Annotated in this window: 27 protein-coding genes; 22 read left to right on the top strand and 5 right to left on the bottom strand. The window is 59.6% G+C overall.

The genetic code is table 11. The features are described 5' to 3' along the window. The first annotated feature begins 71 nt into the window (after nt 1-71). The 7 genes from AC07U5_RS00880 (at nt 72) to AC07U5_RS00850 (ending at nt 6323) form a co-directional block, all read left to right on the top strand. On the top strand, nt 72-1013 hold the full coding sequence (locus AC07U5_RS00880; RefSeq protein ID WP_494722048.1) for an ABC transporter substrate-binding protein: 942 nt from the start codon (nt 72-74) through the stop codon (nt 1011-1013). 69 nt (nt 1014-1082) lie between these two features. After that, nucleotides 1083-1856: an ABC transporter permease gene (locus AC07U5_RS00875; protein WP_062443393.1), complete on the top strand. Its 774-nt coding sequence runs from the start codon at nt 1083-1085 to the stop codon at nt 1854-1856. Further along, nucleotides 1856-2641 (top strand): ABC transporter ATP-binding protein, encoded by a 786-nt coding sequence (locus tag AC07U5_RS00870; protein ID WP_062599077.1) that lies wholly within the window; start codon nt 1856-1858, stop codon nt 2639-2641. Before AC07U5_RS00875 ends, AC07U5_RS00870 begins: the two co-directional genes overlap by 1 nt. Before the next feature lie 152 nt (nt 2642-2793). Then, nucleotides 2794-3528: a histidine utilization transcriptional repressor HutC gene (gene hutC, locus AC07U5_RS00865; RefSeq protein ID WP_111850281.1), complete on the top strand. Its 735-nt coding sequence runs from the start codon at nt 2794-2796 to the stop codon at nt 3526-3528. Nucleotides 3529-3737: 209 nt separating this feature from the next. After that, nucleotides 3738-4874: a tonB-system energizer ExbB gene (exbB, locus tag AC07U5_RS00860; protein WP_494723230.1), complete on the top strand. Its 1137-nt coding sequence runs from the start codon at nt 3738-3740 to the stop codon at nt 4872-4874. 4 nt (nt 4875-4878) lie between these two features. Then, nucleotides 4879-5373: a TonB system transport protein ExbD gene (exbD, locus tag AC07U5_RS00855; protein WP_113259728.1), complete on the top strand. Its 495-nt coding sequence runs from the start codon at nt 4879-4881 to the stop codon at nt 5371-5373. Then, a complete protein-coding gene (locus AC07U5_RS00850; RefSeq protein WP_494722047.1) occupies nt 5370-6323 on the top strand; it encodes a TonB C-terminal domain-containing protein in 954 nt (317 codons plus the stop codon). The genes exbD and AC07U5_RS00850 overlap by 4 nt, the downstream gene beginning before the upstream one ends. Nucleotides 6324-6334: 11 nt before the next feature. Here AC07U5_RS00850 and phnF read toward each other — a convergent pair whose 3' ends face one another. Beyond that, on the bottom strand, nt 6335-7072 hold the full coding sequence (gene phnF, locus AC07U5_RS00845; RefSeq protein ID WP_494722046.1) for a phosphonate metabolism transcriptional regulator PhnF: 738 nt from the start codon (nt 7070-7072) through the stop codon (nt 6335-6337). Between the two features lie 80 nt (nt 7073-7152). Here phnF and phnG point away from each other — a divergent pair, with 80 nt between their 5' ends. The 14 genes from phnG to phnN all read left to right on the top strand — a co-directional run bounded on the left by phnG (nt 7153) and on the right by phnN (nt 19644). Next, a complete protein-coding gene (gene phnG, locus AC07U5_RS00840; RefSeq protein WP_113326670.1) occupies nt 7153-7611 on the top strand; it encodes a phosphonate C-P lyase system protein PhnG in 459 nt (152 codons plus the stop codon). After that, entirely contained in the window at nt 7611-8216 is a 606-nt protein-coding gene (gene phnH / locus AC07U5_RS00835) for a phosphonate C-P lyase system protein PhnH (RefSeq protein WP_111850277.1), read from the top strand. Before phnG ends, phnH begins: the two co-directional genes overlap by 1 nt. 3 nt (nt 8217-8219) lie before the next feature. Next, nucleotides 8220-9329, top strand: a complete 1110-nt coding sequence (locus AC07U5_RS00830; protein WP_113178849.1) for a carbon-phosphorus lyase complex subunit — start codon at nt 8220-8222, stop codon at nt 9327-9329. 149 nt (nt 9330-9478) lie between these two features. Next, nucleotides 9479-10396: an alpha-D-ribose 1-methylphosphonate 5-phosphate C-P-lyase PhnJ gene (locus AC07U5_RS00825; protein WP_494722045.1), complete on the top strand. Its 918-nt coding sequence runs from the start codon at nt 9479-9481 to the stop codon at nt 10394-10396. Continuing rightward, nucleotides 10393-11169 carry a phosphonate C-P lyase system protein PhnK gene (phnK, locus tag AC07U5_RS00820; protein WP_062427272.1) on the top strand — a complete coding sequence of 259 codons (777 nt, stop codon included), beginning with the start codon at nt 10393-10395 and terminating at the stop codon, nt 11167-11169. The genes AC07U5_RS00825 and phnK overlap by 4 nt, the downstream gene beginning before the upstream one ends. Before the next feature lies 1 nt (nt 11170). Next, nucleotides 11171-11878: a phosphonate C-P lyase system protein PhnL gene (gene phnL / locus AC07U5_RS00815; protein WP_494722044.1), complete on the top strand. Its 708-nt coding sequence runs from the start codon at nt 11171-11173 to the stop codon at nt 11876-11878. After that, nucleotides 11875-12492 carry a DapH/DapD/GlmU-related protein gene (locus AC07U5_RS00810; protein WP_062427270.1) on the top strand — a complete coding sequence of 206 codons (618 nt, stop codon included), beginning with the start codon at nt 11875-11877 and terminating at the stop codon, nt 12490-12492. Before phnL ends, AC07U5_RS00810 begins: the two co-directional genes overlap by 4 nt. Before the next feature lie 115 nt (nt 12493-12607). Next, nucleotides 12608-13483 carry a phosphonate ABC transporter ATP-binding protein gene (phnC, locus tag AC07U5_RS00805; protein ID WP_494722043.1) on the top strand — a complete coding sequence of 292 codons (876 nt, stop codon included), beginning with the start codon at nt 12608-12610 and terminating at the stop codon, nt 13481-13483. A 94-nt stretch (nt 13484-13577) separates the two neighbouring features. Further along, on the top strand, nt 13578-14483 hold the full coding sequence (phnD, locus tag AC07U5_RS00800) for a phosphonate ABC transporter substrate-binding protein (protein ID WP_062443352.1): 906 nt from the start codon (nt 13578-13580) through the stop codon (nt 14481-14483). 165 nt (nt 14484-14648) lie between these two features. Beyond that, nucleotides 14649-15623 (top strand): phosphonate ABC transporter, permease protein PhnE, encoded by a 975-nt coding sequence (gene phnE / locus AC07U5_RS00795; RefSeq protein ID WP_494722042.1) that lies wholly within the window; start codon nt 14649-14651, stop codon nt 15621-15623. Then, nucleotides 15623-16972, top strand: coding sequence for a phosphonate ABC transporter, permease protein PhnE (gene phnE / locus AC07U5_RS00790; protein WP_494722041.1), 1350 nt, complete (start codon nt 15623-15625; stop codon nt 16970-16972). The genes phnE (AC07U5_RS00795) and phnE (AC07U5_RS00790) overlap by 1 nt, the downstream gene beginning before the upstream one ends. A 254-nt stretch (nt 16973-17226) precedes the next feature. Continuing rightward, a complete protein-coding gene (locus AC07U5_RS00785; protein ID WP_494722040.1) occupies nt 17227-17919 on the top strand; it encodes a DUF1045 domain-containing protein in 693 nt (230 codons plus the stop codon). Next, nucleotides 17912-19048, top strand: a complete 1137-nt coding sequence (locus tag AC07U5_RS00780) for an alpha-D-ribose 1-methylphosphonate 5-triphosphate diphosphatase (RefSeq protein ID WP_494722039.1) — start codon at nt 17912-17914, stop codon at nt 19046-19048. The genes AC07U5_RS00785 and AC07U5_RS00780 overlap by 8 nt, the downstream gene beginning before the upstream one ends. Then, the gene (gene phnN, locus AC07U5_RS00775) at nt 19045-19644 is read left to right on the top strand and encodes a phosphonate metabolism protein/1,5-bisphosphokinase (PRPP-forming) PhnN (protein ID WP_313556814.1); all 600 of its coding nucleotides are present in this window, start codon (nt 19045-19047) and stop codon (nt 19642-19644) included. The genes AC07U5_RS00780 and phnN overlap by 4 nt, the downstream gene beginning before the upstream one ends. 9 nt (nt 19645-19653) lie before the next feature. Here the strand turns inward: phnN and AC07U5_RS00770 are convergent, their stop codons facing one another. Further along, a complete protein-coding gene (locus AC07U5_RS00770; protein WP_062427262.1) occupies nt 19654-20535 on the bottom strand; it encodes a LysR family transcriptional regulator in 882 nt (293 codons plus the stop codon). Next, nucleotides 20532-20843, bottom strand: a complete 312-nt coding sequence (locus AC07U5_RS00765) for a putative quinol monooxygenase (RefSeq protein WP_313556812.1) — start codon at nt 20841-20843, stop codon at nt 20532-20534. The genes AC07U5_RS00770 and AC07U5_RS00765 overlap by 4 nt, the downstream gene beginning before the upstream one ends. Nucleotides 20844-20997: 154 nt before the next feature. Between AC07U5_RS00765 and AC07U5_RS00760 the strand changes: the two genes are divergently transcribed. After that, nucleotides 20998-22494, top strand: coding sequence for a CoA-acylating methylmalonate-semialdehyde dehydrogenase (locus tag AC07U5_RS00760; protein ID WP_313556811.1), 1497 nt, complete (start codon nt 20998-21000; stop codon nt 22492-22494). Nucleotides 22495-22722: 228 nt separating this feature from the next. Here the strand turns inward: AC07U5_RS00760 and AC07U5_RS00755 are convergent, their stop codons facing one another. Next, on the bottom strand, nt 22723-23289 hold the full coding sequence (locus AC07U5_RS00755) for a HutD/Ves family protein (RefSeq protein ID WP_494722038.1): 567 nt from the start codon (nt 23287-23289) through the stop codon (nt 22723-22725). A gap of 3 nt (nt 23290-23292) precedes the next feature. Further along, nucleotides 23293-24978, bottom strand: coding sequence for a urocanate hydratase (gene hutU / locus AC07U5_RS00750; RefSeq protein ID WP_062427258.1), 1686 nt, complete (start codon nt 24976-24978; stop codon nt 23293-23295). Nucleotides 24979-24987 lie beyond the last annotated feature (9 nt).

Below are 24987 nucleotides of genomic sequence, written 5' to 3'. Positions count from 1 at the left end.
CTTATGAATTAATGCCCTCTAAAGAAGCGGAGAAAATCGCCGCTCAAAAATAAAGCAACAGGGGATCGATCATGAGAAAGACACTGGGTTTCACCCTTTTCGCCGCCGCGCTTTTTGCCACCGCGGCCCATGCTGAAACGTCCGTCACCATCGGCATGTCCGGCTGGACCGGCTTTGCGCCGCTGACGCTCGCCAAGGAAACGGGTATTTTCGAAAAGAACGGCCTCAAGGTCGATATCAAGAAAATCCCGCAGGCAAGCCGCCATCTGGCGCTGGCGTCCGGCGATATCCAATGCGCGGCGACCACCGTCGAAACCTGGGTGGCATGGAACGCCAATGGCGTGAAATCCACGCAGATCTTCCAGATGGACAAGTCACATGGCGCGGATGGCATGGCGGTTCGCAATGACATCGCCAAGATTTCCGACCTGAAGGGCAAAACCATCGCCGCATCGGCCCCTGGCACCTCGCCATACTTCTTCCTCGCCTGGATACTCAAGGAAAACGGCCTGACGCTGAAGGACGTCAAGGTCGTGAACATTGAGCCCGGCCCGGCAGCACAGGCCTTTGTCGCCGGCCAGAACGATGCCGCCATGACCTATGAGCCCTATCTCTCGACGGTTCGTGCCGCACCCGACAAGGGTAAGATCATCGCCACCACGCTGGATTATCCGGCCGTCATGGACACCTTCGGCTGCACGCCGGAGTTCCTGAAAGCCCATCCGGACGCGGCAAAGGCATTGGCGACAAGCTATTTCGAAGCGCTCGATGCCATCAAGGCCGATCCTGAAAAGGCTTACGCCACGATGGGCGCGGATGTGAAGCAGTCGGGCGAGGCCTTCGGCAACTCCGCCAAGTTCCTCGAATGGCAGGACAAGGCAGCCAACCAGACGTTCTTCGAAGGCGAGTTCAAGACCTTCTCGGAGAAGGCTGCCGATCTGCTTCTTGAAATCGGCGTCATCAAGTCGAAGCCCGATCTTTCGACGCTCGCCGATACCTCCTTCATCAAGTAATCGGCCATCACCTAATCACATCGGGCGCGGCTTGCCGCCGCGCGCCGCCTCATGACTGTCGGGATGGACATGCAGCCATTACAGCCTATCAGACACAGCACGCGGATTGCGCTCGGCATCCTGTTCTTCGTGCTGTTCTTCCTCGCCTGGGGTATCGCGACATTGGGTGGGTTCGTTTCGCCGACCTTCCTCGCAGACCCCATCACCATGCTGAATGACGGGATCTATCTGATCACCGCGCAAGGCTTCGCCTATGATATCGGCATGACCATCTGGCGCGTGGTGGGCGGCTTCGTCCTGGCTTCGATCATCGCCGTACCGCTGGGCATCGCCATGGGTGCTTACAAACCGATCGAAGCGTTGCTCGAACCTTTCGTCTCCTTTGCCCGTTATCTTCCCGCTTCGGCTTTCGTACCGCTGCTGATCCTGTGGGCCGGCATCGGCGAAATGCAAAAGCTGCTGGTGATTTTCATCGGCGCAGTGTTCCAGATCATCCTCATGGTCGCCGTCGCCGTTGCCGCAACGAGGCGTGATCTCGTCGAGGCTGCCTATACGCTCGGTGCCAAGGATCGCGGCGTTGTGCGCCGGGTTCTCATTCCCGCCAATGCACCGGATATTGCCGAGATTCTACGGCTCGTTCTCGGCTGGGCCTGGACCTACGTTATCGTTGCGGAATTGATCGGCGCGTCGTCCGGCATCGGCTATATGATCATCAACAGCCAAGCGCTGATGGCGACCGGCCAGATCATCTTCGGCATCATCGTCATCGGTGTCATCGGACTTATCTCGGACTTTGCCTTCAAGTCTCTCAATCGCAAACTGTTCGCCTGGAGGCTTGCCTGATGAATGAACTCGTCATCCAGGGCGTGAGCCGCACCTTTCCGGGCGTGCGTGGCGGCACGCCGACACTTGCCCTGCAGCCGACGGATCTCGAAATTCCCAGGAACGACTTCGTCACCATTCTCGGGCCATCCGGCTGCGGAAAGTCGACGCTGCTTCGTATCATCGCCGGCCTCGATCGCCCGACAACCGGCAAGGTTCTGCTGGCTGGCCAGGAGGTGAAGGGACCGGGTGCCGATCGCGGTATGGTCTTCCAGTCCTACACGCTGTTTCCCTGGCTCACTATCCGCGAAAACGTGGCCTTTGGCCTGCGCGAACGTGGGGTGGCGGAGAAGGAAAAGTGGGAGATCGTCGATAGCTACATCGACAAGGTGGGCTTGAGAGGCTTCGAGAACCACTGGCCGAAACAACTGTCCGGCGGCATGCAGCAGAGAACGGCGATTGCCAGAGCGCTGGCCAATGGTCCGCGCATTCTGCTGCTCGATGAACCCTTCGGCGCGCTGGACAACCAGACGCGCGGCCTCATGCAGGAACTGCTGCTGGGCATCTGGGAGCGGGAGCAGAAGACGGTGATCTTCGTGACGCATGATATCGAGGAAGCGGTCTTCATGGCCAACCGTGTGGTCACGATGTCGGCGCGTCCCGGTCGCATCAAGTCGATCACCCCGGTCGATCTTCCGCATCCGCGTCATTACACCGTCAAGGCAAGCCCTGAATTCTCGGAACTGCGTGCGCGGCTGACAGAGGAAATCCGCGGTGAGGCTATTGTGGCAGCCACCCATGGCTAAGCCGTGGCGACGGTGATATCAGGCGGGCTGTTAAAGCACTGTGCGTCCTGTTGGACGCACAAGGGACGCTTTATCTTTTTGAATATACGCATCGTGCTTTTCCGAAAATCGATGCCGATTTTTGAGCCGATGCCGTAAACGGAACGAAAACCATGGCTGAAGCGCCGGCACCGCAGGAAAGGTCCTTACACGAGCGTATCATGAGCGACGTGGAAGGCCGGATTCTGTCGGGCGAATGGCCCCCCGGCTATCGTATTCCCTTCGAGCATGAGCTGACGAAGGAATATGACTGTTCGCGCATGACGGTGAACAAGGCGCTGACCGAACTGGTCAAGAAGGGCCTGATCGAGCGCCGCCGTCGCTCCGGCAGCTTCGTTACACGGCCGCACGCCCAATCCGCCGTTCTGGAAATCCACGATATCCAGCGCGAAGTTCAGCAGATGGGCCTGACCTACGGTTATCATCTGGATCATCGCGAGCTGCGCAAGGCGACAGCACAGGATCGTGCCGCCCTGGAGGTAAAGGCGGGGGCCAGCATTCTCTCGCTGACCTGCCGGCACTTCACCGGCGACATCCCGTTTTGTCTTGAGGATCGCATCGTCAACGTGTCCGCCGTGCCCGAGGCAAAAGATGCGGATTTCTCCTCGGTGGGTCCGGGGTCATGGCTTTTGCAGATGGTCCCCTGGAGCGCTGCCGAGCACCGCATCCGCGCCATCTCCGCCGACCGCCGGATCGCAGATGCGCTGGCCATTCCTGTTGGCACTGCTTGCCTCGTCGTTGAGAGACGGACTTGGCATGGTCAAGTCTATGTCACCCATGTCACGGTGACCTATCCAGGCGAGCGTCATGAGCTCGTGGCGCAATTCCTGCCGATGCAACAGCAGTGATGGTGCGCGAAAGGACATGCAGAAACATCGCTTCATCACGCACGTTTTTGTAAAAGATGAGTTTACAGCTCCGGTTTCTCCAATGTATTAGTGGCTAATCTTACTCCACTTATAGCGGAGCGGGCTTGCATGTCCGTTACCTTGGTGCGGGTGAGGGCTATGCCGATGCGTCTGGTCGTCGTGCAGTACAGAAAACCCGGGACCATCTGATGACCTCCATACTCTCGATTTCTTCGTCCAATCCTGTCGTGGCATCCTGGACGCGCTGCCGACCCATGGCGCTGGCGGTGACCGTTTTGATCAGCGCCTCCTCCGTGCAGGCGGTTGCCCAGACGGCGGCGCCCTCAGAGAACATGCCTGCCACCACTCAGACAGAGCAGGTTCCTTCGCCGGCTACGAATTCCGCCCCATCCGCCCCCACTCAGCCCTCGCAGACGCCACAGGCGCAGCAGGCTGCACCACAGAATCAGCAACCGCCCGCAGCGACTGCTCCGGCCACGCAAGCTCCGGCTCAACCGTCGGACGCACAGGCACCTGCATCAGCGGAGCCACCCGCAGCACAGCCAACGCCATCTGGCGAGGCTCCTTCTGCGGTGGAGGTCAGTGCCGATGAACGGTCCGATATTCCGCACAACCTCTCTCCCTGGGGCATGTTCATGGCGGCCGATTGGGTCGTCAAAAGCGTCATGATCGGCCTTGCTCTGGCCTCGCTCATCACCTGGACGGTCTGGCTGGCGAAATCGATCGAGCTTGCCGCCGCGCGGGTGCGGGCAGGCTCGACGCTGAAAATCGTTCACAAGGCGAAAACGCTGGCGGAAGCCACAGAGGCGGTCGAGAAGAAGGGCGGTCCCGCCGCCTTGATGTTGCGCATGGCCTCCTATGAGATGCAGCTTTCCGACGCTGTTGTGGCTCATACCGATGGCGGCGGTATCAAGGAACGCGTCTCCTCCATCCTGTCGCGTATCGAAACCCATGCAGGACGCCGCATGTCGCGCGGCACAGGCGTGCTGGCCTCCATCGGCTCCGTGTCGCCCTTCGTCGGCCTCTTCGGCACGGTCTGGGGCATCATGAACGCCTTTATCGGCATTTCCGAATCGCAGACGACGAACCTTGCGATTGTGGCACCCGGCATCGCCGAAGCCTTGCTGGCAACGGCAATCGGCCTGGTGGCCGCCATTCCTGCGGTGGTGATCTACAACGTCTTTGCCCGTTCCATTACCGGCTATCGTCATCTGCTGGCCGATGTTGCCGCCGGCGTCGAGCGCCTGGTCAGCCGCGATCTCGATTTCCGCCGCATCCCCCCGGGCAGCGCCAGCAAGCCCCAGGTCTCCCTGGTAGGACGATAAGATCATGGCAGGCGGTATTCGAGAAAGCCACGGGGACGACCTTCCCGAAAACCACGAGATCAACGTCACGCCGTTCATCGACGTGATGCTGGTGCTGCTCATCATCTTCATGGTGGCGGCACCGCTTGCGACCGTGGATGTCAATGTCGACCTTCCGGCTTCGACAGCAAAACCGGCCGAGCGCCCCGATGAGCCGCTGTATCTGACGGTGAAAGACGACCTCTCGCTCAATATCGGCAATGATGCGGTGGCGCGTGAAGCCCTAGCTTCCAGCCTGGACGCCAAGACGGGCGGCAAGAAGGACACGCGCATCTTCCTGCGTGCCGACAAGGCCGTCGACTACGGTCATTTCATGGAAATCATGAACCTCCTGCGTGATAGCGGCTATCTCAAGATCGCGCTTGTCGGGCTGGAAGGGACTGCAGGCTCTGCGCCAGCAGGCGCACCGGTTCCCAACTCCAACCAGCCTTCACTTGCCCCAAATGGAGGGACGCAGTGACGGACCCCGTCTACCCTCGCTCCAGACAATCCCGCTTGGGAGAGATCGCGCTCTGGTCCGTCGCGGCACTGGTGATGATCTCGGTGCATGCCGCAGGTGCCTATTATCTGATGCAGGAAAAGCCGGAAGAGCAGGGCGATAACGCACCTCAGGCGGCGATCATGATTGAGCTTGCGGCCCTGCCGGAGGCCGTCAATACCGAAGAAACGGTCGAAGCCAATGACGAGGTCGAGACGGAAGAGGTCAAAAGCAACGTCACCCAGCCTGTCGAAGAACCGCCGCCCGTAGAACCTCCGCCGGAGCCGGTTCCAGAGCCTGTCGTTGAAGAGCCGCCAGTGGAGCCCGAGCCTACCCCCGAAGTGCCGCCAGAGGTGGTGCAGCAGCCTGTGGAGGAGCCCGCGCCTCCAGAACCGGTGCAGGAAGTCGATCCCATCAAACAGCAGCAGGTGGCGGAACTCGAAAATGTCGAGGTTCCGCTTCCGGTGCTTCGTCCTCCGCCTCCGTCACCAGTACAGAAGAAGGTGGAGAAGGAAAAAGAGCCGGAAAAGAAGCGAGTACAAAAGCCCACGCCGGCGCCACAGCAATCGCAGCGCCGCGATATCGCCAAGGCTGAGGCAACACAGTCGGACAGAACGGCGGCGTCTCGCAACAGCGCGGGCTCTGCATCGTCTTCCATGTCTCCCGCTGACTGGAAATCGAGGGTGCATAGCGCTGTTGCACGTAGTGTGAAACGAATGAACCCCCGAGGCAAAAAAATGATTGTTGATTTCTCCGTCTCTTTCACCGCTGCGTCGGACGGCTCTCTACAACAGGCGAGACTTTCTCCGTCTACGGGCAATCCTGAATGGGATAAGAAAATAATTGCGGCTGTCGGGCGTGTGTCGGTCCCGCCGCCGCCGTCTGGCGCGGACCCATTTGTCAAACTACCACTAAGAATTGAGGTGAACTGACATGCGATTCCTCAATTCTCTACGGTGAATTGCACCACATCCGCCGGAAAGCGGCTGGTGCCGAACTGGATCGGCTGGCCGTCCATGTCGACATTCAAGGAATCGGAGACGAGAAGAATGGCGCCCGGCGACAATTCGAGATCGGCCAGATCGTCGGCCTCCGCATGCCGGGCAGAGACTGTTGTTGACGCCCGGACGTAGTCGGCCACGCCGGATCGCTTCAGCGCCTCTGTAATTGAGCCCGTGTCTTCATAGTCAGTGGCGATGCCGCCGAAGCGCTCAGCCGGAAACCAGGATGTCGAGCGCGACACTGGCTTCTGATCGACCTTTCGCAGCAACTCCAGCCGGATCAGTGGCGTACCCGGCGCAACATTCAGCTTCTTGGCAAGAGCTGTCGTCGCTCCCTCGAGGGAATTCGCCAGGAGCAGCCCTTCCATCTCCCGTGCCTGATCGCCAAGACCAGTGGTAAAACGCGTTCGCTTCGAGATCGGGAAATTCAGGCGATCTTTTCGGGTGATGATTGTCCCGCGGCCTTGCAGCGCCTGAACGATGCCTTCATCCGCAAGCGCTGCGATGGCGCCTCTGACGGTATGACGATTGACGCCAAAGCGTTCGGCCAGCACCATTTCAGACGGTAACATGCCGGTGCCGTCATAGTCGCCCGCAGCAATCGCCGTTCTGATCCGGTCGGCGATCTGGCGCCAAAGCGCCACGCCATTCTTCTTTCGCATATTGTTCGTCAGGGTCATGTCACACGCTTGTCATGCTGGAGGCTTACATCTAAGCTATCTTGTATGGTTGTCTATATCAATAGACGTTTGAGGATAAAATGAACGAACCGACCGAAATTCAAGAGGCGAGAAAGCGGGCCGCAGGGCTGCTGGCCCGTGCGACGGTTGAAGAGCTTCTCAATTGCTGGAGCGCTCTGGATACCAAGCCGCAAGTCGAAAAGGTGCGTGGACCGGAAACCGGGCTCGTCATGGTGCGCGGAAAGATCGGCGGCGGCGGTTCGCCCTTCAATCTCGGAGAGGCGACAGTGACACGCGCCACCGTCAAGCTTGCCTCCGGCACGATCGGCCATGCCCATGCGCTCGGCACCAGCCGCAAGCAGGCGTGGTACGCGGCAATCGCCGATGCGCTTTGGCAGGAAGAGACGACCCGTCCTCTCGTTGAGCGCGAAGTCCTCTCGGTGGTCGCGTCTCGTCTTGAAAAACGCAAGACCAACGCCATTCAGCAAACCGCCGCAACCCGCGTCGATTTCTTCACCATGGTACGGGGAGACGACTAATGTCCGCCAAAGCAAACATCGTAACCGGCGGCTTTTCCGATCCGGTCTTCGATTCCCAGCATATCTTCAAGGCTGCGATGGACGGCATGGCGCGGCCGGGAAAGCTGCAGTCGTTCGATCTGCCGATCCAGCCGCCAAGCCCTCTCGGCAAGGCCGCCGGCGGCATTCTTCTCACCCTTTGCGATTACGAAACGCCCGTGTGGATGAACGGCGCCTTTTCGAAGTCGGTTGTGCCAAGCTGGCTGAGCTTCCATACCGGAGCGCAGATGGCGCCCACCAAGGCTGACGCCCGTTTTGCGGTTCTGGATGCCGGAAGCACGCTGTCCTCCTTCGATCTCTTCGCTCAGGGTAGCCAAGAATATCCCGATCGCTCCGCAACCGTCATCATCGAAGTGCCGGATTTGACTGGCGGCCCAGCCCTGCGTCTTTCCGGCCCCGGCATCCGCGAGAGCGAGATCATCCGCCCTTCAGGCCTGCCCGACATCTTCGTGCGGCTTTGGAGTGAGAACCGCGCGGTCTTCCCCCGCGGCGTCGATGTCATCCTCACCTGCGGCAGCCACTTCATCTGCCTGCCGCGCTCCACCCGTATAAAGACGGAGGCCTGAGCCATGTATGTTGCCGTAAAGGGCGGAGAAACCGCCATTGCCAATGCACACCGCCTGCTGGCCGATCGTCGTCGTGGAGACCGCAACCTGCCGGCCATGACGATCGGCCAGATCGTCGAACAGCTTGGCCTGGCCGTCGACCGGGTGATGGCCGAAGCCTCGCTTCATGATCGCTCGCTTGCAGCTCTCGCCGTCAAGCAATCGCGTGGGGACATGATCGAGGCGATCTTCCTGCTGCGCGCCTATCGCACGACACTGCCACGTTTCGGCTATTCCAACCCGGTGGAAACGGGCGAGATGCTGGTCGAGCGCCGCGTGTCGGCGACCTACAAGGATCTGCCCGGCGGACAGTTGCTGGGCCCGACCTTCGACTACACCCACCGCCTGCTCGATCCTTCGCTTCTCGAAGACGGAGAGGTGGAGGAGCCAGTCCTGCGCGATTCAGAAGCCGAACACATCATGCGCGTTTCGGAAATTCTGGCGGAAGAAGGCCTGATCGAAAGTGATGGTGATATGCCGGAAGATCATATTCCCGGCGACCTGACGCGTGAACCGATGGAATTTCCCATGGCACGCGATTTGCGGCTGCAGTCGCTCGCCCGGGGCGATGAGGGTTTTCTCCTGGCGTTGGCCTATTCGACGCAGCGCGGCTACGGCCGCAACCATCCCTTTGTCGGTGAAGTGAGAATCGGCGAGGTGGAGGTCGAACTCGATATTCCCGAACTCGGCTTTGCCGTCTCCATCGGCGACATTCAGGTGACCGAGTGCCAGATGGTCAACCAGTTCAAGGGTTCGGCCAAGGCGCCGCCGCAATTCACCCGCGGCTACGGGCTCGTCTTCGGGCAAAGCGAACGCAAAGCCATGGCGATGTCGCTGGTCGACCGGGCATTACGCGCGGACGAGTTCGGTGAGGACAGAACCGCACCGGCTCAGGACGAAGAATTTGTGATTTCGCATGCGGACAATGTTCAGTCGACAGGTTTCGTGGAGCATCTGAAACTCCCGCACTATGTCGACTTCCAGGCTGAACTTGGTCTCGTCAGAAAGATGCGCGCCGATTTCGAGGCTGCGCAAAGATCAGATGAAAGTTGGTTGAACGATGCTGCCGAATAAAGACTTGGTTTCAGCGCTGCTCGTTGAACCAGTATGCGCAAAACACGCTGGATGCTGCAAATACAGTGAAGAACAGCGCAATGAGAATTCCGATCTCCATGATCATTTACTCCTGACATCCGTTGTGACTTACGGAAGGACAACGCACGATGCTTGAAGAAGTTTCATTTGAAGAAACCTTCGCGGATGAAGGTCTCGCTACGTACAATTTCGCCTATCTTGACGAACAGACCAAGCGGATGATCCGCCGCGCTATTCTGAAGGCCATTGCCATACCCGGCTACCAGGTGCCGTTTGCCTCGCGTGAGATGCCCATGCCCTACGGCTGGGGAACGGGCGGCGTGCAGGTGACAGCCTCAATCCTCGGACCGCATGATGTGCTGAAGGTCATCGACCAGGGGGCGGATGATACAACCAATGCCGTCTCCATCCGCGCCTTCTTCCAAAAGGTCGCCAATGTCGCCGTCACCACGCATACCAAGGAAGCCACCGTCATCCAAACCCGTCACCGCGTTCCGGAAGAAACGCTGACGGAAGGTCAGGTGCTCGTCTACCAGGTGCCGATTCCTGAGCCTTTGCGCTTCCTCGAGCCGCGCGAGACCGAGACCCGCGTCATGCACGCGCTGGAAGAATATGGCCTGATGCATGTGCGCCTCTATGAGGACATTGCCCATAACGGCCGTATTTCCAAAACCTACGCCTATCCGGTGAAGGTCGCAGGCCGATACGTCATGGACCCGTCGCCGACACCCAAGTTCGACAATCCGAAAATGCATATGTCGGAAGCCTTGCAGCTCTTCGGTGCCGGGCGTGAAAAGCGCATCTATGCCGTGCCGCCTTACACCGAAGTCGTCAGCCTCGATTTCGACGACCATCCCTTCGAGATTCAGACTTTCGACAAGCCCTGTGCGCTGTGTGGTGCGGACCATGTCTATCTCGATGAAGTCATCCTGGATGATCGGGGCGGGCGCATGTTCGTCTGCTCCGATACCGACCATTGCGAAGATCGGCGTGAACATGGCCATCGCGGCCATCTGCTGGCCGATGTGAAGGAGACCGCAGAATGAGCGACCAGCCGCTTTTGAAAGTCCGCGACGTTTCCAAATATTACGGCGACCGCGCCGGTTGCCGCAACGTCTCCTTCGATCTCTGGCCGGGAGAAGTTCTGGCGATCGTCGGCGAATCCGGTTCCGGCAAGACCACGCTGCTGAACTGCATTTCCACCCGGCTGATGCCGACCACCGGCAGCGTCGAGTATCGCATGCGCGACGGGTCTCTGCGCGATCTCTACCATATGGGCGAGGCGGAACGCCGTTTCCTCATGCGCACCGATTGGGGCTTCGTTCACCAGAATCCGGCTGACGGTCTGCGCATGACGGTATCTGCCGGCGCTAATGTCGGCGAACGGCTGATGGCAGTCGGCAACCGGCATTATGGCAATATCCGCAACACCGCCAGCGAATGGCTGGAGCGGGTGGAGATCGGCACCGATCGCATCGATGACCAGCCGCGCGCCTTTTCCGGCGGCATGCGCCAGCGCCTGCAGATCGCCCGCAACCTCGTCACCTCACCGCGTCTCGTCTTCATGGACGAGCCGACCGGCGGTCTGGATGTCTCGGTGCAGGCAAGGCTTCTCGATCTCGTTCGCGGCCTCGTCAACGATCTCGGCCTCTCCGTCATCGTCGTCACCCATGACCTTGCTGTCGCACGGCTCCTGTCGCACCGCATGATGGTGATGAAGGGTGGCAACGTCATCGAGCATGGCTTGACCGACCGCGTGCTGGACGACCCGCGCGAGCCCTATACCCAGCTTCTCGTTTCCTCGATCCTGCAGGTGTGACATGCCGACCCCCCTCATTGTTTCGGAAGTCTTCAAAAGCTTCACCATGCATCTGCGTGACGGGATCGAACTGCCCGTCGTGCGCAATGTGAACTTCTCCGTCCAGGCGGGCGAATGCGTCGTGCTTGGCGGGCCTTCGGGGATCGGCAAAAGCTCCATCCTCAAGATGCTCTATGGCAACTACGCCATCGATAGCGGCCAGATCCTCATCAAGCATGAGGGACAGATGGTCGATATCGGCAGTGCCGCACCCCGCACCGTGCTGGAGGTCCGTCACCGCAGCCTTGGCTATGTCAGCCAGTTCCTGCGCACCGTCCCGCGCGTTGCTGCAATCGATGTGGTGGCGGAGCCGCTGCTTGCGCGAAAAGTTCCGGTCGAAGAGGCACGCGAACGGGCAGGGGAGTTGCTGTCCAAACTCAATCTGCCACGGGAATTGTGGTCCCTGCCACCCGCGACCTTCTCCGGCGGCGAACAGCAGCGCGTCAACATTGCGCGCGGCTTCATCACCGACCATGCCATCCTGCTTTTGGACGAACCGACGGCGTCGCTCGACGCGGCCAACCGCAAGGTGGTGGTGGAGATGATCCGGCAAAAGAAAGTCGAAGGAACAGCCCTTCTTGGCATTTTTCACGATGAGGAAGTGCGTGAAGCCGTGGCCGACCGCATCCTCGATGTCTCGCAGTTCTCACCCAGAAAGATCGCAGCATGAGTGTCAAAGTTGGCCTGGAACCGGCCATTCACGAAAGCGCCCGCGTCGTCAACTCCAAGCTCGGCCGTTACATCGAAGTCTCGGAGCGCTGCCGCATCGAAGAAGTGGAGATGGACGACTACTCCTACATCATGCAGGACGGTGCCGTCTGGTGCGCGACGATTGGCAAGTTCGTCAACATCGCCGCCTCGGTGCGCATCAACGCAACCAACCATCCCATGTCGCGCGCGACGCTGCACCACTTCACCTACCGCGCCCATAACTATTGGGACGATGCTGAGGACGAGACGGAGTTCTTCGCCGCAAGACGCGCCAGACGAGTTGTCATCGGCCATGATGTCTGGATCGGACACGGCGCGACCATCCTGCCCGGCGTCACCATCGGCAATGGCGCCGTCGTCGGTGCCGGTGCCGTGGTCTCGAAGGATGTTGCGCCCTACACCATCGTCGGCGGTGTGCCAGCCAAACTCATCCGACGCCGTTTCCCGGAAGAGATCGGCGAGCGCATGGACCGGCTGGCCTGGTGGGATTGGGATCACGCGAGGCTTCGCGCTGCCCTCGATGATTTCCGTTCGCTCGAAGCGGAAGCGTTTCTTGCCAAGTATGACGGGTAAACGAACACCATCTCCCGTGACGTCAGCCTTGTAATAATTTCTTCATCAAACTGACATTCGCGCTTCACGCACCCCTGATAGGCCGAATCCGAAATAACGAGACTGGATTTGGCCTATGACTTTTCACCTCAAGCAGGTAACGCGCCGCTTCGGCAAATCGACCGCCGTCGACAGCGTGACGCTCGACATCCCCCAGGGCCAGATGGTCGGCGTCATCGGACGTTCGGGTGCAGGAAAATCCACCCTGCTGCGCATGATCAACCGCCTGGTCGATCCCACATCCGGCTCCATTCATTTTGGCGATCTTGAGGTTTCCTCGCTCCGCGGCGCTGCGCTTCGCCACTGGCAGCGCGATTGCGCCATGATCTTCCAGCAATTCAATCTCGTGCCGCGTCTCGACGTGCTGACCAACGTCATGCTCGGTCGCCTCGACCACCGCTCCACTGTCTTGAGCCTGCTCAGCATCTTCACCACCGAAGAGCGTCTGATGGCGATTTCAGCACTGGAGCGCCTGGGGATCGAACACGTGGCCATGCAGCCGGCCGGCACGCTGTCGGGTGGCCAGCAGCAGCGTGTGGCGATCGCACGTGCACTGATGCAGTCGCCGCGCATGCTGCTTGCCGATGAGCCCATTGCCTCGCTTGACCCGCTCAACGCAAAAATCGTCATGGATGCGCTGCGCGACATCAATGAGCGCGAAGGCATCACCGTCATCACCAACCTGCACACGCTCGATACGGCCCGCAATTATTGTGAGCGCATCATCGGCATGGCGGCCGGTCGCGTCGTCTTCGACGGCACGCCCGCCGAACTCGATGCCCGCGCGGTCAAGGAAATCTACGGTACTGATTCTCATGGTGCCGGCATCGACGAAACCATGACGTCGACCAGCATCACCATTGAAGGTGCGGAGCTTACCGCGCGCGCCCAACACCCATCTGCCGGTCCTGAAGCTTCTGCTCCCAAGCCGCTTTCCATGGCTGGACTGTAAGGACTGCACAGCATCGATCCGCCCGCGTCAGGGGCCAATATCACATTCCATATCGTGTCAAACTCCGGCTCGCCGGAAAAACGGAGATAAATCCATGTTGAAGAAAGCTCTTCTTTCGGCGGTTGCACTTGGCCTTCTGGCCGGTTCGGCTCTCGCTCAGGACGTCAAGGTTCTGCGCATCGGCCTCGATGGCGGCGAAAACTCCAACGACCAGCTGCGCAACGCGCAGTGCATTGCCGATGGCCTGAAGGCTGCCACTGGTGTTGAGCAGGTTCAGCTCTTCCCATCGCCGGACTATAACGGCGTTATCCAGGGTCTGCTGGGCGGCACCATCGACATTGCTTCCATGGGCGCGTCCTCCTACGCCAAGATCGCTATTCAGGACCCGAAGGCTGTCGATCCGATCCTGACATACACCGGCGCTGACGGCTCCAGCGGCTATTACACCATCATGGTTGCCCGCAAGGACTCCGGCATCAAGACGCTGGCAGACGCCAAGGGCAAGAAGCTCGGCTTTGCCGATCCGGACTCCACTTCCGGCTATCTCATCCCGAACGTCGCCCTGCCAAAGGAAACCGGCAAGCCGGTCAAGGAATACTTCTCTGAAACCGGCTTCGGCGGCGGCCATGAGAACCTCGTTCTCGCCGTTCTCGACAAGAAGTTCGATGTCGGCACCACCTTCGGCTCCGGCGTTGGCAAGTGGGAAGAAGGCTACAGCTCCGGCAACCTCCACCAGATGGTCGCCAAGGGCAATCTCGACATGGACGATCTCGTCGAAGTCTGGAAGTCGCCGCTGATCCCGAACGGTCCGCTGATGGTTGCCAACAAGGTCGGCGAGCCGATGAAGGAAAAGATCGAAGCTTTCTTCCTCGACCTGCCGAAAAAGGATCTGGCCTGCTTCCAGGGCTTCACCCAGGGCAAGAACAAGGAATACATCAAGGTCGATCCGTCCTTCTACCAGACGATCGTTGATGCCCGTAAGGCCGTGATCGGCGGCTGATTGCCAGCAAAGGCATGAGACGGCGGCGTCAGAAAGACGCCGCCGTTTTTTTAAAGCGCACCCGGGAACGCCGTCACGCTTCCAAAGGGGTGCCGCTGAAACGGTGAATGAGAGCATCGGTGAATCCATCGTCACCCGCATGGCTCCGGTAAGGACGCAAAAGACATGGCTAGCACGCCAATCACCCCAGATACGTTCGGCGAGGCCTCGAAAAAGGTCATGCAGCACTACCAGCAACAGCTGGTCACGCGACGTATCTACACCGGCATCGCCATCGTCGTCTTTCTTGCGCTGCTCTTTGCCTCGCTCGATTTCGCCAACAGCGCCAATTCCGGCAAGTTCTTCGAGCGGCTGCCCTATTTCTTCGATTTTATGAAGACTTTCCTGCCGAACAGCCCGATGGAAGTCGTTCGCGCCATGTTCGATCTGCCGTCACCCTATGCCGACGGCTCGCTGAAATACGACTATGTCTCGGAGCGGGTCTATATCGGCGACGGCTTTTATATTCCGCATTTCTTCTATCAGCTGATCATCACCCTGAACATTGCGCTGGTTTCGACGCTGATCGGCACGGCCTTCGCTTTCGCGCTGTGCTTCTTTGCCTCCACCAATCTCGTCGGCGCCGGTGCCGTGCGTTTCGCCGTCCGACGCATGCTGGAAGTCATGCGCGCCTTTCCGGAAATCGTCATCGCCGGATTGCTGACCGCTATCCTTTCGCTCGGGCCCATTGCTGCCATCGTCGCCATCACCATTCATACCGTTGGCGCGCTCGGAAAACTGTTCTTCGAAGTCGTCGAGAATGCCGATATGAAGCCGGATGAAGGGTTGCGGGCATCGGGTGCCAACTGGCTGGAGCGGGTGCGCTTTGCCATCGTGCCGCAGGTTCTGCCGAATTTCGTCTCCTATGCGCTGCTGCGCGCCGAAATCAATGTGCGCGCCTCCACCATCATCGGTGCTGTTGGCGGCGGCGGTATCGGCGAGGTCTTTCGCCTGGCGATCGGCAACGATCACGCCGCCAAGACCTATGCCATCATCATCATGCTGCTGGTCACCATCATCGCCGTCGACCAGTTTTCCGGCTGGCTGCGCCGCAGACTGATCGGCCATCAATCCTTTGAATTCGGACGGGGAGCGGCCTGATGTCCACGAGCTTTGTCATCAATGGTGCGGATCGCGAACGCCTTCTTTCGCAATATCCGCAGGTCTTCCAGCAGAGCTTCCTGCGCCGGTACGGATTGTTCCTCGGCCTCGTCGCGGTCTTCGTCTATCTCGTCATCTGCTTCTTCGCCTTCAATATCGGCCCGGCCTTGATGAATGGCCGCTGGGAGCGCGCGTCGAGCTATATTCAGGACTGGTATTCCTGGCGCGCTCAGCCGCGACTTCGCTTTGAAGATGGCAAGGTGGTTCCGCAGTGGACGAGCCGCGGTCAATATCCGGCCAATGCCCATATCAGCTGGCTTCAGCCTCTTCCGGATGGCGGCTATAGCGTGATCTATGGCGGTGGGCAGAACCGTATCGATGTCACGCCGACGCAGGCGAACGTCTATATCGACGGCAAGCTCTATCCGGTGACGATCGGCGCAGACCGCGTCACTGCGCCCGCCGGCGCGCCGTCTCAGATCCGCCAGGATGAGAACAAGGTCGTGGTCGAATATGGTTTTGCCGGACAGGCGGAGATCCGTACCTCGCAACTTTACGTCCAGCGCCGTTTCCTGGGTTGGGCCAATTTCTTCTTCGATACACGTTCGCAGTTCTGGGGCAAAAGCTGGGGGGAGCTCGCGTCGCTCGCCCTTTGGCAGCCCCGCATCGATCCAGCACAGTCCAATATTGACAAAATGGTCGATGACTTCCTGGGGAACGACGTCTGGCAACATGAGGATATCTTGTCCAAACTGCTGCAGACGCTGGTCATGGCGTTTCTCGGCACGCTGCTCGGCACGCTCGTTGCGTTCCCGCTTGCCTTCATCGCCGCGCGCAACATCACCGCCAACAGGGCGGCAAACTGGGGCATGAAGCGCGCGTTCGATTTCCTGCGCTCCATCGATATGCTGATCTGGGCGCTGTTCTTTACCCGCAGCTTCGGCCCCGGACCGATCCCCGGCATCGCCGCGATCTTCTTCACCGATACCGGCGCGCTTGGAAAGGTCTATGCCGAGGCGCTGGAAAATGTCGATGACAAGCAGCGCGAGGGCGTGAAGTCTGTCGGTGCGTCGCCCATGATCGTCAATCGCTATGGTGTCATTCCGCAGGTGCTTCCGGTTTTCATCTCGCAGTCGCTCTATTTCTGGGAAAGCAACACCCGCTCCGCCACCATTATCGGCGCGGTCGGTGCCGGCGGTATCGGCCTCAAACTTCTGGAAGCCATGCGCACCAATCAAGATTGGGACAAGGTCGCCTATATGGTGCTGTTGATCCTCATCGTCGTCTTCCTTTTTGACAATATGTCGAACGCGATCCGCTTCCGCCTTATCGGGAAACCCCATCACTAAAGCATGTCGCGCAAAAGTGGTCACCGGTTTTGCGATAACGACATGCGACAAAACAAGGACTTAAAGCGTAAGGAGCGAATCTGAAAGATCGCGACACGCTTTAAACTCGACGTTCATATCCGGCAAATTTGTCGGGTGATATCATCATTCTGTCATGGAAAAGGTCTACCTCGCACTTCTGACCTTGCGGGGTAGAGACGAGTCGTCTCAAATGACGCTTCCGCTGTTTTCATGACGTTTGAAAGTGCGACATCGTGCGCTACGCTCTCTATTTTTCGCCTTCCGCCACTGATCCGCTGACTGAGACAGCGTCGCGGTGGCTGGGGCGCCACGCCTTTTCCGAAGAGGTCTTTGACGATTACGTTAGCTTCGCCGATGTGACGGAAGATCCGCGACGCTACGGCTTCCACGCCACGCTGAAAGCGCCCTTCGAGCTTGCCCCCGACAAAAGCGAAGAGCAACTGATCGAGGCATTTTCGGCCTTTGCCTCCTCACGCACCGCCTTCGACATTCCAGAAGTCGTTGTCGGATCGCTCGGGCCCTTCTTCGCTCTGGTGCCTGCGACACGCCACCAGCCGCTTCAGGATTTTGCCGCCGATGTGGTCGAGCACTTCGAACCCTTCCGCGCGCCCCTCTCCGAGCGCGACATTGCCCGTCGAAAACCCGAGACGCTGAGCGAAAGCCAGCGCGCCAACCTGCATCGCTTCGGCTATCCCTACGTCATGGACGATTTCCGCTTCCACATGACCTTGACCGGGCCGGTGAGTGACGGACGCAGCGACGAGATGGCGGATATCCTCACCAAGACATTTGCCGGCTTCATCCATCGCCCGCTGACGATCTCCGGCCTTGGCCTTTTCGTCGAAAAGGAGCGGGGCGAAGCCTTTACCGTTCATAGCTGGCAGCCACTGGCTGCTCCCAATACGAAAGATGTCCGAAATGGCTGAACATGTCCTATCCAATGCGCGCATCGTGCTGTCCGACGATGTCGTACAAGGCTCCGTCCTGATCCGCGATGGCGTAATTGCCGATATCAGTGAGGGTTCATCAAGAGCCGGCGAAGATTTCGAAGGCGACTATCTGATCCCCGGCCTCGTCGAATTGCACACCGACCACCTGGAGCAGCATTATTCGCCCCGCCCCGGTGTAACCTGGGACAAGATCGCCGCCATTCAGGCGCATGATGCGCAGGTCGCGTCCTCCGGCATCACCACCGTCTTCGATTGCCTGCGTCTTGGCTCGGATGAGGATGGCGGCTTTGCGCGCGGCGAAATGCGTGACATGGCCGATGCCATCGAAAAGGCGAAGGGTGAAGATCGCCTTCGCTCCGACCACCTGCTGCATCTACGCTGCGAAGTTGCCTCCGCCGACGTGCTGGAGCATTTCGAAGACTTTGAAAACGATCCGCATGTGCGGCTGATCTCGCTGATGGACCATTCCCCGGGCCAGCGTCAGTTCCAGACCATGGATCAGTACGTCATGTTCTACCAGAAAAAGCGCGGCTTGAGTGACGAAGCCTTCAAGGCTTTTGTTGATCGACGCGTCTCTGCGTCGGAAAAATTCTCCGGCAAGCACCGCGATTATCTGTCGGCCCGCTGCGCCGAACGCGGCATCACGGTGGCCAGCCATGACGACGCGACGGAAGCCCATGTCGAAGAAGCCATTGGCCACGGTGTGCGGCTTGCCGAATTTCCAACGAGTGTCGAGGCTGCCCAGGCCTCTCATACCGCTGGCATGAGTGTGCTGATGGGCGCGCCGAACATTGTTCGCGGCAAATCCCATTCCGGCAATATTGCTGCGCGCGATCTCGCCGAACTAGGCGTTCTCGATGTACTGTCGTCGGATTACGTGCCTTTTAGCCTGCTCTACGCCCCCTTCCTGCTGGCCGATCAGGTGGAAGGCATCACCCTTCCCAAGGCGCTTGCGATGGTGACGGCAACGCCGGCAAAGACCGTTGGCCTGACGGATCGCGGCTCCATTGCGGCAGGACTGCGTGCAGACCTCGTGCGCGTCCGCCGCGAAAGCGGCGTGCCGGTGGTGCGGAGCGTCTGGCGACAGGGAAAACGTGTCGCATGAGCCTCGCATCGTCTGACTCACCGTCACCAGGCCCCAACCTGCTCGGAACGATGATCGTCGTCGTCGGCCCGAGTGGCGCCGGCAAGGATACGCTCATCGATTATGCCGCAGACCACCTGCGGGATAATCCCGATGTGCATTTCGTCCGCCGTGTCATCACCAGAGACAGCGATGCTGGTGGTGAAAATCACCAGGGCTGCACCGAAGAAGCGTTCCAGCGGAAAAAGGTAGCCGGCGAATTTTGTGTGTCATGGAGTGCCCATGGCCTGCATTACGGCATTCCCGCATCGGTGAAAGAGTATCTGAAGACGGGTGGTGTGGCGGTGGCCAACGGCTCGCGTTCGGCGCTGCCGCATTTCAGAAGTGCTTTCCCGTCATTGAAGGTGGTCGTGGTTACGGCCCGGCCGGAGATTCTTTCGGAGAGGCTGGCAAATCGCGGGCGCGAGAGCATGGTGGAAATCATGGGTCGGCTCGATCGTAAGGTCGATGCCATCTGCGACAGTTTCGATGTGACGAACATCGACAATAGTGGCGAGATTGAAGAGGCCGGATCGGCCTTGCTGGCTCTGCTTCAGCATTGCCTGTCGGCTCGCTAACCGGTTCGCTTACAAGAAGCTGCGACGTTCTTTCGCAACGATATCCTGCAAAAACTGCACGACCGTCCTCACGCGGGCGAGTTGCCGGGCATTCTCGTGATAGGCCGTCCAGTAGGATCGCCGGATGGAAATCTCGGGAAGCAACCGCACAAGGCTCGGATCGTTGCGGGCAATGTAGTCATGCAGAATGCAAATCCCTGCGCCGGAACGCACCGCCTCGGTTTGACCGATCGCGCTGGAAACCGCAAATGTCGCGTCCCAGTCGCGCATGATTTCTGCGGTAAAATTGAGCGATGGCGAAAAGATCAGATCTTCGACATATCCAATCCGCCGATGCTGCCTCAAATCCTCGACAGATTGGGGTGCCGGATTTTGTTCGAGATAGGTTTTCGACGCATAGAGGCCGAGTGAGTAATCGGTCAGCTTTGAAAACACCAGCCGCCCTTGCTCGGGCCGTTCGATTGTAATGGCAATGTCGGCCTCGCGGTGGGAAAGCGAGAAAGACCGCGGCACAGGCACCAACTCGATCCGTAATTCCGGATGCGCCGCCGTCAATGCACCGAGACGCGGCGCGAGAAACGAGACGCCAAAGCCATCCGGAGCTCCGATCCTGACCGTACCGCTGATCGCTGAGAGGCCTTGGCCCAGAACAGCCTGAGCGGAAAGCATTTCAGCTTCCATGCGCTCTGCGGAGATGAGAAACCGTGCCCCTTCTTCTGTCAATTCGCAGCCATTGGTGCGGCGGACAAAGAGCCTCGTCTCCAAGGCAGTTTCCAGCAAGGTCAGGCGCCTCGACAGGGTTGCGTGATTGAGACCAAGCCGTCGTGAGGCGGCAAGGATCTGGCCTGTCCGGGCGACCGCCAGAAACAGGCGCACATCATCCCAGTTCATTTGCTCACCATCGCCACAGGCTCGACATCGATCAGGCTCAGCGACCGGACCATCATCTGGGTTTCGCGCTTGTATTTGAGAAAATGCGGCGTCTGTAAGTGCGCCTCATAGGCCTGGACGTCGCGGTAGACTTCGAGAATGCGGATTGTCTCCGGGGCATCCTTCAAGGCGATGGCGTTGAGAGCGAGGACGCCCTCTTCAAGTCGCACCGAAGCCTCGATCTCCTCAATCAAGAGACGGCGGTAATCATCAAGATGGACAGGATCGATTTCGAGCTCCGCCATCCTCACAATGCGCTTGTTATCCATCGCACTTCGCCTCCGCTTTGCAAAAAACCCCGGACATCGATCGCCCATCATGGGTTAGGACTTTAATCTACGCACAACGGATGATTACTCCCGGTCATTGATTTGTGCAAATTAAAGCGCGAAGGTGCGGCAACGAAAATCCCAGGAGGACACCATGAACGAGATCGGCCATTTCATTGACGGCAAGCGCGTGGCGGGCACGAGCGGCCGCACGTCGAACGTCTTCAACCCGGCAACCGGCGAAGTGCAGGCGACCGTGGCGCTGGCAAGCGATGCGGAAATCCTCGCCGCGGTGCAGAGCGCCAAGGCCGCGCAGCCGAAATGGGCAGCGACCAACCCGCAGCGTCGCGCCCGCGTCTTCTTCAAATTCGTCGAACTCCTCAACAAGAACATGGATGAGCTGGCGGTGTTGCTCTCCAGCGAGCACGGCAAGACGGTCGAAGATTCCAAGGGCGATATCATTCGCGGCCTTGAAGTCTGCGAGTTCGTCTGCGGCATTCCGCATCTCGCCAAGGGCGAGTTCACCGAAGGTGCAGGCCCGGCGATCGACATGTATTCCATCCGCCAGCCGGTCGGCATTGGTGCGGGCATCACGCCGTTTAACTTCCCTGCCATGATCCCCATGTGGATGTTCGCCCCGGCAATTGCCTGCGGCAACGCCTTCATCCTCAAGCCATCCGAGCGTGATCCTTCCTTGCCGATCCGTCTCGCAGAATTGATGATCGAAGCAGGTCTGCCCTCCGGCATTCTCAACGTCATCAATGGTGACAAAAGCGCGGTTGATGGTCTTTTGACCAACCCGGATGTCGGCGCTGTCTCCTTCGTCGGCTCCACGCCGATTGCCCGTTATGTCTATGGAACCGCTGCCATGAACGGCAAGCGCGCCCAGTGCTTCGGCGGCGCGAAGAACCACATGATCATCATGCCGGATGCCGATCTCGATCAGGCCGTCAACGCGCTGATGGGTGCCGGTTACGGTTCGGCTGGCGAACGCTGCATGGCCGTCTCGGTTGCCGTGCCGGTCGGTGAAGAGACCGCCAATCGTCTCGTCGAAAAGCTCATTCCGCAAATTGAAGCTCTGAAAATCGGTCCCTACACCGACGACAAGGCCGACATGGGTCCGCTCATCACCAAGGAAGCCCAGGCGCGCGTCAAGGGTCTGATCGACAGCGGTGTCGAGCAGGGCGCCAAGCTTCTGGTCGATGGTCGCGATTTCAAGCTGCAGGGCTATGAGGACGGTTACTTCGTCGGCGGCTGCCTGTTCGACCACGTCACGCCTGACATGGATATCTACAAGCAGGAAATCTTCGGACCGGTTCTCTCCGTCGTCCGCGCCCAGAACTATGAAGAAGCGCTCGACCTGCCGATGAAGCATGAATATGGCAACGGTGTCGCCATCTTCACCCGCGACGGCGATGCCGCTCGCGACTTTGCTTCCCGCATCAATATCGGCATGATCGGCGTCAACGTTCCGATCCCGGTTCCGCTCGCCTATCACTCCTTCGGCGGCTGGAAGGCCTCGAGCTTTGGCGACCTCAACCAGCACGGCACGGATTCGATCAAGTTCTGGACCAAGACCAAGACGATCACCGCCCGCTGGCCGTCCGGCATCAAGTCGGGTGCTGAATTCGTTATGCCGACGATGAAGTGATACGGATTAAAGTTTGAAAGATGGAGGCCCCGTTTGCGCGGGGCCTTTCTTTTGGTGGCCCCAAACTCTCCCTCGGGTCATCCTCGGGCTTGACCCGAGTATCCATTTTTCCCAACGGCGTTAATGGCTTATAGATCCTTAGGCTCAAGACCGAGGATGACGGCTAAGAGGGAAGTTGGCCGTCATCTTCAAGCAGAGCGTCGCTTGAGTTCATCTCTTAGTCGAGCGCTAAGCAGCCCCTTGAAGTCGTATTTCATAGCAGACGATATTCTCAGCCGTAACACTGACATTCGCGTCAACAAGGACGCAATCCAACGCCTCAAGTTCCGCCGTCTCGCATGCACTGGTCAGCGTCACCGGACCCGTCGCCAGAAGATAAACTGTCTCTCCGCTCTCGCAGCCACTGATCGAGAACGGGCCAGTCTTCCGCTCAACGCTATGTGCAAACCGCCCGCGACGAGTCATGACGTTGAGATCGGTGATCGCACCATCCACAAGCGTTGCGTCGACAGGGACATCGGCGGCAAAACGAAGCGGATCGCTTCCCATCGCCAAAAGAACCGGTGCCGCAGCATCGATGGTGAGCGACATGCCGTGTCCCGACAGAATCGATAGCGTTCGATCGATCTCCGGAAAGAGCGAGAAAGCGCCGTCATTGGCCACACTCGCCATGCTGATCCGCCACTCGAACGCATCCATGGATGCGCCGGGAGGAAAGACGGCGATTTCCACCGTCTCTCCCTTTCCGTTCTTCCACGGCATGCGCTTGTAGTCGCAGGCGCTGAGCCGCCTCATCGCTCAGTTACCCAGAATGCCGGGCAGGCGAAGGCCCTTCTCCTTGGCGCAATCGAGCGCGATGTCGTAACCGGCATCCGCATGGCGCATCACGCCCGTCGCCGGGTCGTTCCACAGCACGCGCTCCAGACGGCGCGCGGCATCATCCGTGCCGTCGGCGCAGATGACGACACCCGAATGCTGGGAAAAGCCCATGCCGACGCCGCCGCCATGGTGCAGCGACACCCAGGTGGCGCCCGATGCGGTGTTGAGCAGCGCGTTCAACAGCGGCCAGTCGGAAACAGCGTCCGAGCCGTCCTTCATCGCTTCGGTTTCGCGGTTGGGTGAGGCGACCGAGCCGGAATCGAGGTGATCGCGGCCGATCACGACAGGGGCCTTCAACTCGCCGCTCTTGACCATGTCGTTGAAGGCAAGCGCCAGGCGATGACGATCGCCGAGGCCAACCCAGCAGATACGCGCCGGCAGACCCTGGAAGGCAATGCGCTCACGCGCCATGTCCAGCCAGTTGTGCAGATGCTTGTTGTCCGGCAGCAGTTCCTTCACCTTGGCGTCGGTCTTGTAGATGTCTTCCGGATCACCCGAAAGGGCAGCCCAACGGAACGGCCCGATGCCGCGGCAAAAGAGCGGGCGGATATAGGCAGGCACGAAGCCGGGGAAGGCGAAGGCGTTTTCGAAACCTTCTTCCTTGGCGACCTGGCGGATATTGTTGCCGTAGTCGAGCGTTGGAACACCGGCGTTCCAGAAATCCACCATGGCCTGAACCTGCGTCTTCATCGAGGCGCGGGCAGCAGCCTCCACCGCCTTCGGGTCGCTCTCCTGCTTGGCGCGCCATTCGGCGACGCTCCAGCCGGAAGGCAGATAGCCATGGATCGGATCATGCGCGGACGTCTGGTCGGTGACGATATCAGGGCGTGCACCACCCGCCTTCATCCGCTTGACGAGTTCCGGGAAGATATCGGCGGCGTTGCCGATCAGGCCAACGGACTTCGCTTCGCCCGCCTTGGTCCACTGGTCGATCAGCGCAAGCGCCTCATCCAGCGTGTGCGCCTTGGCATCGAGGTAGCGGGTGCGCAGGCGGAAATCGACGCGGGTCTCGTCGCATTCGACAGCCAGGCAGCAGGCGCCAGCCATCACGGCTGCGAGCGGCTGTGCGCCACCCATGCCACCGAGGCCACCGGTCAGGATCCACTTGCCTGTGAGGTTGCCGCCGAAATGCTGGCGCCCAGCTTCCACGAAGGTTTCGTAGGTGCCCTGAACGATACCCTGCGTGCCGATATAAATCCACGACCCTGCGGTCATCTGGCCGTACATGGCAAGGCCCTTGCGGTCCAGTTCGTTGAAATGCTCCCACGTCGCCCAATGCGGAACGAGGTTGGAGTTCGCGATCAGCACGCGCGGCGCGTCCTTGTGGGTGCGAAACACGCCGACGGGCTTGCCGGATTGTACCAGCAGCGTCTCATCTTCGTTGAGGTCCTTCAGCGTGGCGACGATCCGGTCGAAATCCTCCCAGGTGCGCGCGGCGCGGCCGATACCGCCATAGACCACCAGTTCATGCGGGCGCTCCGCGACATCCGGGTCCAGGTTGTTCATCAGCATGCGCAGCGGCGCTTCGGTCATCCAGCTCTTGGCGTTGAGTTCTGGACCCTGCGGTGCGCGGACTTCTCGTTCGTTATGACGCGGGTTTGTCATGATCTTTCC

The sequence above is a fragment of the Agrobacterium sp. GW821-FHT02D03 genome (assembly GCF_059421725.1).
Note: the sequence above shows the minus strand (reverse complement) of the source record. Positions and strands in the feature narration are given on the sequence as shown.

Excerpts from the sequence above, each read along its gene's own strand:
- AC07U5_RS00880 (WP_494722048.1), top strand. The coding sequence starts at position 72 with ATGAGAAAGACACTGGGTTTCACCCTTTTCGCCGCCGCGCTTTTTGCC.
- AC07U5_RS00875 (WP_062443393.1), top strand. The coding sequence starts at position 1,083 with ATGCAGCCATTACAGCCTATCAGACACAGCACGCGGATTGCGCTCGGC.
- AC07U5_RS00870 (WP_062599077.1), top strand. The coding sequence starts at position 1,856 with ATGAATGAACTCGTCATCCAGGGCGTGAGCCGCACCTTTCCGGGCGTG.
- hutC (WP_111850281.1), top strand. The coding sequence starts at position 2,794 with ATGGCTGAAGCGCCGGCACCGCAGGAAAGGTCCTTACACGAGCGTATC.
- exbB (WP_494723230.1), top strand. The coding sequence starts at position 3,738 with ATGACCTCCATACTCTCGATTTCTTCGTCCAATCCTGTCGTGGCATCC.
- exbD (WP_113259728.1), top strand. The coding sequence starts at position 4,879 with ATGGCAGGCGGTATTCGAGAAAGCCACGGGGACGACCTTCCCGAAAAC.
- phnF (WP_494722046.1), bottom strand. The coding sequence starts at position 7,072 with ATGACCCTGACGAACAATATGCGAAAGAAGAATGGCGTGGCGCTTTGG.
- phnG (WP_113326670.1), top strand. The coding sequence starts at position 7,153 with ATGAACGAACCGACCGAAATTCAAGAGGCGAGAAAGCGGGCCGCAGGG.
- phnH (WP_111850277.1), top strand. The coding sequence starts at position 7,611 with ATGTCCGCCAAAGCAAACATCGTAACCGGCGGCTTTTCCGATCCGGTC.
- AC07U5_RS00830 (WP_113178849.1), top strand. The coding sequence starts at position 8,220 with ATGTATGTTGCCGTAAAGGGCGGAGAAACCGCCATTGCCAATGCACAC.
- AC07U5_RS00825 (WP_494722045.1), top strand. The coding sequence starts at position 9,479 with ATGCTTGAAGAAGTTTCATTTGAAGAAACCTTCGCGGATGAAGGTCTC.
- phnK (WP_062427272.1), top strand. The coding sequence starts at position 10,393 with ATGAGCGACCAGCCGCTTTTGAAAGTCCGCGACGTTTCCAAATATTAC.
- phnL (WP_494722044.1), top strand. The coding sequence starts at position 11,171 with ATGCCGACCCCCCTCATTGTTTCGGAAGTCTTCAAAAGCTTCACCATG.
- AC07U5_RS00810 (WP_062427270.1), top strand. The coding sequence starts at position 11,875 with ATGAGTGTCAAAGTTGGCCTGGAACCGGCCATTCACGAAAGCGCCCGC.
- phnC (WP_494722043.1), top strand. The coding sequence starts at position 12,608 with ATGACTTTTCACCTCAAGCAGGTAACGCGCCGCTTCGGCAAATCGACC.
- phnD (WP_062443352.1), top strand. The coding sequence starts at position 13,578 with ATGTTGAAGAAAGCTCTTCTTTCGGCGGTTGCACTTGGCCTTCTGGCC.
- phnE (WP_494722042.1), top strand. The coding sequence starts at position 14,649 with ATGGCTAGCACGCCAATCACCCCAGATACGTTCGGCGAGGCCTCGAAA.
- phnE (WP_494722041.1), top strand. The coding sequence starts at position 15,623 with ATGTCCACGAGCTTTGTCATCAATGGTGCGGATCGCGAACGCCTTCTT.
- AC07U5_RS00780 (WP_494722039.1), top strand. The coding sequence starts at position 17,912 with ATGGCTGAACATGTCCTATCCAATGCGCGCATCGTGCTGTCCGACGAT.
- phnN (WP_313556814.1), top strand. The coding sequence starts at position 19,045 with ATGAGCCTCGCATCGTCTGACTCACCGTCACCAGGCCCCAACCTGCTC.
- AC07U5_RS00770 (WP_062427262.1), bottom strand. The coding sequence starts at position 20,535 with ATGAACTGGGATGATGTGCGCCTGTTTCTGGCGGTCGCCCGGACAGGC.
- AC07U5_RS00765 (WP_313556812.1), bottom strand. The coding sequence starts at position 20,843 with ATGGATAACAAGCGCATTGTGAGGATGGCGGAGCTCGAAATCGATCCT.
- AC07U5_RS00760 (WP_313556811.1), top strand. The coding sequence starts at position 20,998 with ATGAACGAGATCGGCCATTTCATTGACGGCAAGCGCGTGGCGGGCACG.
- AC07U5_RS00755 (WP_494722038.1), bottom strand. The coding sequence starts at position 23,289 with ATGAGGCGGCTCAGCGCCTGCGACTACAAGCGCATGCCGTGGAAGAAC.
- hutU (WP_062427258.1), bottom strand. The coding sequence starts at position 24,978 with ATGACAAACCCGCGTCATAACGAACGAGAAGTCCGCGCACCGCAGGGT.